The 6,876-nt window shown below is 41.4% G+C and carries 9 protein-coding genes; 6 read left to right on the top strand and 3 right to left on the bottom strand.

The window, feature by feature from the left end; genetic code table 11:
* The coding region (locus NTV63_01210) for a deoxyhypusine synthase family protein (protein MCX6709557.1) at window positions 1–408 on the bottom strand (408 nt) is incomplete at its 3' end.
* 318 nt (window positions 409–726) lie between these two features.
* Between NTV63_01210 and NTV63_01205 the strand changes: the two genes are divergently transcribed.
* From NTV63_01205 to NTV63_01195, 3 genes are all read left to right on the top strand, one after another.
* On the top strand, window positions 727–1,437 hold the full coding sequence (locus NTV63_01205) for a P-loop NTPase (GenBank protein ID MCX6709556.1): 711 nt from the start codon (window positions 727–729) through the stop codon (window positions 1,435–1,437).
* A 319-nt stretch (window positions 1,438–1,756) separates the two neighbouring features.
* Window positions 1,757–2,257: a hypothetical protein gene (locus NTV63_01200; protein MCX6709555.1), complete on the top strand. Its 501-nt coding sequence runs from the start codon at window positions 1,757–1,759 to the stop codon at window positions 2,255–2,257.
* Complete coding sequence (locus tag NTV63_01195; protein MCX6709554.1) at window positions 2,220–2,705, top strand: hypothetical protein; 486 nt, start codon at window positions 2,220–2,222, stop codon at window positions 2,703–2,705. Before NTV63_01200 ends, NTV63_01195 begins: the two co-directional genes overlap by 38 nt.
* Before the next feature lie 9 nt (window positions 2,706–2,714).
* Here the strand turns inward: NTV63_01195 and NTV63_01190 are convergent, their stop codons facing one another.
* Together NTV63_01190 and NTV63_01185 are read right to left on the bottom strand one after the other, a co-directional pair.
* Complete coding sequence (locus tag NTV63_01190) at window positions 2,715–2,840, bottom strand: hypothetical protein (GenBank protein MCX6709553.1); 126 nt, start codon at window positions 2,838–2,840, stop codon at window positions 2,715–2,717.
* A 236-nt stretch (window positions 2,841–3,076) separates the two neighbouring features.
* Entirely contained in the window at window positions 3,077–4,372 is a 1,296-nt protein-coding gene (locus NTV63_01185) for an endonuclease Q family protein (protein MCX6709552.1), read from the bottom strand.
* 143 nt (window positions 4,373–4,515) lie between these two features.
* Here NTV63_01185 and NTV63_01180 point away from each other — a divergent pair, with 143 nt between their 5' ends.
* The 3 genes from NTV63_01180 to NTV63_01170 all read left to right on the top strand — a co-directional run.
* Complete coding sequence (locus NTV63_01180) at window positions 4,516–5,283, top strand: polysaccharide deacetylase family protein (GenBank protein MCX6709551.1); 768 nt, start codon at window positions 4,516–4,518, stop codon at window positions 5,281–5,283.
* Between the two features lie 33 nt (window positions 5,284–5,316).
* Complete coding sequence (locus tag NTV63_01175; GenBank protein ID MCX6709550.1) at window positions 5,317–6,090, top strand: NAD(+)/NADH kinase; 774 nt, start codon at window positions 5,317–5,319, stop codon at window positions 6,088–6,090.
* 184 nt (window positions 6,091–6,274) lie between these two features.
* The coding region (locus NTV63_01170; protein MCX6709549.1) for a Nif3-like dinuclear metal center hexameric protein at window positions 6,275–6,876 on the top strand (602 nt) is incomplete at its 3' end.

Below are 6,876 nucleotides of genomic sequence, written 5' to 3'. Positions count from 1 at the left end.
TTTTGTCATCAAATCCTCAAAGTTTGAGTAGCTCTCATTCTTTATCAGGATGTTTCCAACCCTGTTCATTCCCTTTTCATGAAGAGCAATATCATCTGCCTGAAAGCTTCCTATGCTGAACCTTTCATTGTTTGCGCGCATTATATCCTCTTCCAGCCCCCCGACTGTTGTTACAATTATGTCAGCCATGCCGAGGCTTATCAGCTGGGCAAAAAATCCCCTTAAGCCTGAAGTCACCATGTTTGATGTGAATGTCAAGAAAATCTTAGCGCCTTCTTTCTTCATTTTTGAGATTATGTCAGATGCCTTGGCAAGCGAAATGCTCTGGAATCCCACTCCAGAAAGCCCGCTCACAAACTCGCTTACTGTTATTCCTTTTTTCCATTCCAAATCCTTTACATAATTCATATTGATTACCTCATTGTTATTTTGGAAAATTAAAAATTTAAAAAGCATTGGTTTAGCCAATTGCAAAATCTTTATTGATAGAACTAAGTTACGATAATTTATCTTCCTGAAGCGCTCACTGTGTCAAAGAGCGCATTTTCGCTTTCAAAGCAGTCAACCTTTATTATTCCCTTCATTGCCCTCTGGAATCAGGGGGCGGTTTATAAATGTTTTGCATTTTCTTTTCATCTATATGCTCTTAAAAGATGTTTTCAAAATACAAAAAGTTAAAAGCAGGCTCCGTAAGCAGGTTTGAATCAGAAAAAAACAATGATTAAAATGGCAAAGCGCATATGCATACTTTCTGGAAAAGGCGGGGTAGGAAAGACTTTTGTTTCCCTGAACATAGCATCTGCATTTAATGCAATAGGAAGGTCAGTGATTCTTCTCGATGCAGACATGAACTCCCCTGACCTTTCAACATCCCTTAACATGAGCTTTTCAGACAAAAGCCTTCAGAAGGCAATTTCAGGAAGCTCAAAAATCTGCGACTGCGTCCATCTTCACTCATCCGGGCTGAAGGTAATCCCATCAGGATTATCTGAATGCATTGCAGACTCTTCCTTCTGCCGCAGGCTGAAATTCTCATTGGATGAGCTGGATGACAAGGCAGAGCTCCTGATAATCGACGGAACAGCTGGACTCTCAGGGACGTCAATCGCTCTTGCTTCATTGTCTGATGCAGTAATAATTGTAACAACTCCTGAAAAAAGCGCTGTTTTTGATTCGCTTAAGATTGTGCGCGCCCTTGAAGGCTCAAAAAAGCCGATAAGGATAATCATCAACATGAACTCGGGGCTTAATTTTGAAATGGACCGGAAAAGCATTGAAGCCCTTCTTGAAAAGAGGGTAATCCTTGAGATTCCCTCAGACCCAGAAATAAAGAAAACAATAGGAATTGGGCAGCCCATTGTTTTTTACAACAGGGAATCCAATCATTCAAGGGACTTTTTGGAGCTGGCAAAATCCATTGTCCGCGGACAATTCTAGGATTTTTTTTAAGAAAGATTTTTAAATGCCTCAGCATGCTTCTATCCTGCCACATTATGCGGGGATGCCGGAGTGGCCAAACGGGGTAGACTCAAGTCAATTGAATTGTGAGGCTTAATTGCCGATGAACCGGAGAAATCTACTGGCTTAGTGCCTACGTGGGTTCGAAACAACCGGTTACGCTCAGTTGACGCGCAAGAGCGTGGCGGGACATTCCTTCGGAAGTCCCGCAGTAGAAAATGTAACTGGTTGGCGAAAGTCCTACTCCCCGCACTTTTTTTCAGCATAATTAAAAACTCTTCTTCATTAGTAATCCGCAATGGAGAAATTTCAGGAAGCGAGGGATACTGCTAAAAGATACCTTTCGGTTGCAGAGCACATAGTTTATGTGACCTTTCCGCTGATAAAGGAAAACCGGCTGCTGCCCTCAATTGTTGAGAATATCTTCCTTTCGCTTTCAAACGGGATTAATGCTGTGCTTTATTACGACCTCCTTTTCAAGAACATACGCCCGTTTTCAGATGACTTCACCTCAAGGGCATCTGCATTCAGGGAATCCATGAAAATCCACAGGATTGAAGGGGAATATCTTGCTCTTGCAAATAAGATATGGAATATTATCCTTCTTCGCAAGAAAAGTCCTATTGTAATATCAAAGGGAGACAGCTTTGTAATATGCGATGAGAAATACAGGACAGAAGTCGTGAGCATGACTGACATCAAGGAATATCTTTCAAAAACAAAGATTTTTATAGCAAAGGTGTCTCTTATATTAAGCGAAAATGAAGGAATATTTACTGGATGCAAAAGAAGAGCTTAAACGCGCAGACCACCTGATTTATGTGAGCCTTAAGTACACAAGAACTGTGGATGTGATACGCTCCATAATTGAGCGCCTGATAAACGCATTTGATGATGCGATGATATGCTCGCTTGAAACAGCAAAGGAGCAGGGCAAGATTGAGTCCTACTCGAAAAGCGCTGTCCTGAAATGCAATGCGGTAAAGGAGCTTTTTCCTGAAAACAAGGAAATGCACGCCATGATTGATTTTTATCTTCTTCTGAGAAAGATGATACATTCAGAATACAAGAAGATAGAGGAATACAGAAGGCATGTTGCAATGCTTGTTCAGGTGGATCCCCAGAACATGATAAGCGTGGACATTGACAGGGTAAAGGAATACTATAATGAGACTGAATCTTTTGTAAATATGATTCTGGAGTCATGCGGCGGCGATGATTACACAGAAGGAGATGTTTATTTCTGAAATCTTTGTTCAGTCATTTATTTTTGTTATCTGAAATCCCTGCTTAATCCCTTTCCATTCCTGTGAAGAGAGGAAAATGTGCCTTTCAGTGTAAAATCCTTTTTCATGCTCTTTTATTGTGCAGAATTCTTCCATAATCAAATATTATCATGCAGTTTTTATAAGCGTTTTTAGGAAAATTCCGGATTAGTTATTGCAGAACCAGAATCTTTTCAGATTTAATGGAAGAATATGCGATTTATGCTAAAAAACGGCGCTAAAACTCAATACTTCAGTTTAGAGATAAGGCGCCGTTTTTGGCATCCTAAAAATCCGCGAATCAGAGAGCGTCCGATCAAACGCTCTCAGCGGATTTTTATGATTCAATCCGGCTAAATGAAATCATTAAGCGCACTTTGTGTTTTTATCCCGCTTTTCTTTTCATTTATTTCAGATGCTTTTTTTGCCCTTTTTTCCCCTGAAATCTCGTCATCTTTAAGGGCAAGGGTTCCGTATTCGCCGTCATATCCTGCATTCACCTCAAGATTTCCTTCCCTGTTTTTCATTATCAGCGCAGAAATCCTGTCCCCCAATATTTTTTTAATCTCATCTTCCGGAGTTTCCAGAAGAACATTCATCTCGCTCCCGAATGGCTTTATGAGCTCATAATAGCTTTTCCATACTGCCTTTGATGAAACAGCTGATTTCATGGATGCTGAAAGGATTTCTGAAAGGGGGATTATCCTCCTGAACGGAACTCCTGTCTTTAGAACAAAATTTTCATCCCGGTCAGAAAGCTCATTGACCCTGTGGAGAACCCCTATAGTCATCTCCTTTCTGCAGACGGGGCATATATTCTTGTTTTTAATGGACTCATCCGGGCTCATCCTTACCCTGCAGTTCCTATGCCCGTCAAAATGATACTTTCCATATGCGGGGTCAACCTCTATTGTCTCAATAAAGCCCTCTTTTGTGGCAAGCGCGTTTACTATGCTGTCATATGAAAGTTTTTTGACTTCAGCAATGTTGCACTCCCTTCCTAGGCGCCACGGCCAGAAGCTGTGGCAGTCAGAATTTGAGATGAGCGAATACCTGTCGAGCTTTGAAAGGCGCCAGTTCATCTGGGGGTCGCTTGATAAGCCGGTTTCCAGCATTCTTATGTGCTTTGCCTGGTCTGAAAAGCATTCCTCAACAGAGTCAAACCCTGACATTGAGCCGAAGAGCCCGAACCAAGGCGTCCATATATGCGCAGGGATTATCTCAATGGAATTGTCAATCTCTTTTATCTTTTCTGCGAATTCAATTGAATTAATTCCGAAGATTGGCCTTCCGTCATAGTCAAGCCGCCCCCTTTTGCCAAGCATTCCGCTTATTGCATCTGCAATCTCAAAGTTTTTTGCAAGAAGCAGCAGGTGAATCTTTCTCCCCTTTCCGCCCTGGCTGTACATCAGTGAGATTTCAGTCTGAAGGATGAAATTAAACCCCGTTCTTGTCTTAAGGATTCCTGTTCCGTCCTCAGAAAGGGAGCTCTTAAGCTCTGAAATCCAGCGCGGATGGGTGAAGTCGCCTGTTCCAAGGAGTGAAAGTCCCTTAATCCTCGCATATCTTTCAAGATTTTCTATGTCCAGCTGTCCTGAGGTGGCTCTTGAGTATTTGCTGTGTATGTGAAGGTCTGCAATTACTTTCATAAGAGCCCCCTTTTTTCCTTTTTCATTCTTATTTTCAAAGATTTTTTTTGTAGTTAATATTTTTTTGCATTTATTTTGCAAAAACCAGATTGAAACATTTATATACCTGAATGAAAATATAAATGATGCGCTGTCTGGTTAAAATGCATAAAATAAAATCAAGGAAATCTCCAATAAGGGCGTCATTTCTGAAAAGGGTTGCTTCTCATCTGAAAATTCCCAAAATCAAAGCCAGGGAAATATTCATTCTTGCGAGGAACCAGGATGACGATGGTGCAATAATGCACGGAAATCCCAATAAGCCCTATGTTGCCCTGACTTTTGATGACGGCCCAAATCCTGTTCAGACATCTAAAATCCTTGACATTCTCAGGAGATACGGGGTTAAGGCGACATTTTTCATTGTTGGGAAGAAAGCCAGGAAATACCCTGAGCTTTGCAGGAGGATTGTGGCAGAGGGGCATGATATCGGCAATCACACGTATTCCCACACCAATCTTGTTGCAAAGACAAGGAGGCAGATAAATTCAGAGATTGAAAGGGCGAAAGCTGCAATTTTTGATGTTACCGGGGTAAATCCTGTTTTTTTCAGGCCTCCCCTTGCGGTTTACAACAACAGGCTCAAAAGGATGGTTACGGAGAAGGGCTATAAGTTTGTGCTCTGGAGTGTAAGGACATACGACTCCCACATTTTCAACCTTAAAGGGCACCGCATGATTCTTCAGAACATAAGGGGAAAAATAAAAGCAGGCGATATAATCCTCCTGCACGACTCAAAATCAAGAATGAAAAGCTTTGTGGACAGGAGTGCAACAGTGAGGGCGCTTCCTCTCATTCTTGACGAAATTAATTCTAAGAAGCTTAAGCCGGTTAAGCTCTCAACTCTCCTTAAACATGCGGGCAAGAGATAACTTATTTAAATCGCACCGCAATAAGTGTTTTTAATGAAAGAAAATTTCTTACCTAAAAATCCCTCCTGTCTTGTTGTGTTCATAGAAAATGCGCCAAAAAAAGCGCTTCGCACATTATCTTCCATTCTGAAAAAAAGAGATTTTAATTATTCATTTGTTCCAAGGAAAAGCATCTCCAATCTTAAGGAGAAGGCATTTTCCGGCTTTGACCTCGTATTGACCTTGGGAGGCGATGGAACATTCCTCTCATCTGCCCATTTCAACAGGAGCCTTCCTGTCCTCGGGATAAACCTGAACCCTTCTGAAAAAGAGGGCTTTTTTACGCGGAGCAGAATGAAAAATATTGATTCAGACATTGAAAACCTGATTTGCGGAAGGTTTCATATTCTGAATCTTTTGCGTCTGGAAGCAAGGATAAACCAAAAAACCCTTCCTGAGCTTGCATTGAATGATATTTTTTTCGGAGCAGAGAAAGCATATCATGCATGCAGGTATGTTATTTCTATGGATGGCAAATCAGAGGAGCAGCGTTCATCCGGGATAATCGCCTCAACTCCCGCTGGCTCAAATGCCTGGCTTTTATCGGCAGGAGGAAAAAGGCTTCCATTATCCTCGCATAAAATTCAGTTTTTGGTGAGGGAGCCGTATTCCGGAAGGCTCACAAAGCCAAAGATAAGGGCGGGTTTTTTTGAAAAAATAAAATTTTCTCCATTAAAAAATTTCAGGGAAAGCATAATTGTTTTTGATTCTGTCAGCATACAACTACAGCCCTGCAGGACAGAATTTCACAGTAGTGCCCAAGGCTGACGCACTATGCATAAACCTCACCCCTGACGAAAGCCCTGTCCTGAAGTCCGTTTACAGTTACAGGGAAGGACTGATTCCCCGGCTTAGCCTTCACAGGTAAGGAATTGCCCATGTTTTTAAAATCTTTTGGATTTTTGCGCCTTAACAAATAAATTTATAAAATAAGAGGGATTACAAAAATGCCATGGCAGGCGCATTGCAGATAGCAAGATTTCTCAATAAAACCCTCAGGGTAAGGGCATTTTCAGATTCCTCAAAAAACGGGCTGCAGTTCAATGGAAAAAAAGAAGTGAGAAAAATAGGATTTGCAGTGGATTCCTGCCTATCGGTTTTTGAAAAAGCAGCAAGGGAAAAATGCGGCATGATAATTGTTCATCACGGGCTCATCTGGAAAGGGGATTCATTCAGAAGCATTGCTGATAAGAGGATGTCTTTTCTTAAGAAGAAAGGCATTTCACTTTACGGAGTCCATCTGCCCCTTGATGCAGACAGGAAATACGGGAATAACATAATGCTTTCAAATCTTCTTGGCATTAAAAGGATAAGGAGATTTGGAGTTTACAAAAGGCAGAGGATAGGGTTTATGGGCGAGTTTGAAAAGCCAATTTCTCTCGCCAAGGCAGTCAAAATAATTGAAAAGAGCCTGAAAACAAGATGCAAGGTTCTGAAATTCGGAAAGAGCAGTTTAAAAACAATAGGGATAATTTCAGGAGGGGGAAGCAGCATGCTGATCCAGGCAATAGACAAGAAGCTGGATGCATATCTTACAGGAGAGCTTGACCTAAG

It is taken from the genome of Candidatus Woesearchaeota archaeon (assembly GCA_026394965.1).
Classification (GTDB): domain Archaea; phylum Nanobdellota; class Nanobdellia; order Woesearchaeales; family 0-14-0-80-44-23; genus JAPLZQ01.
This window is presented reverse-complemented; position numbering and strand designations above follow the sequence as displayed.

Coding starts and splice junctions, on each gene's coding strand:
- NTV63_01205 (MCX6709556.1), top strand. CDS start 727: ATGGCAAAGCGCATATGCATACTTTCTGGAAAAGGCGGGGTAGGAAAG.
- NTV63_01200 (MCX6709555.1), top strand. CDS start 1,757: ATGGAGAAATTTCAGGAAGCGAGGGATACTGCTAAAAGATACCTTTCG.
- NTV63_01195 (MCX6709554.1), top strand. CDS start 2,220: ATGAAGGAATATTTACTGGATGCAAAAGAAGAGCTTAAACGCGCAGAC.
- NTV63_01190 (MCX6709553.1), bottom strand. CDS start 2,840: ATGGAAGAATTCTGCACAATAAAAGAGCATGAAAAAGGATTTTACACT.
- NTV63_01185 (MCX6709552.1), bottom strand. CDS start 4,372: ATGAAAGTAATTGCAGACCTTCACATACACAGCAAATACTCAAGAGCC.
- NTV63_01180 (MCX6709551.1), top strand. CDS start 4,516: ATGCATAAAATAAAATCAAGGAAATCTCCAATAAGGGCGTCATTTCTG.
- NTV63_01175 (MCX6709550.1), top strand. CDS start 5,317: ATGAAAGAAAATTTCTTACCTAAAAATCCCTCCTGTCTTGTTGTGTTC.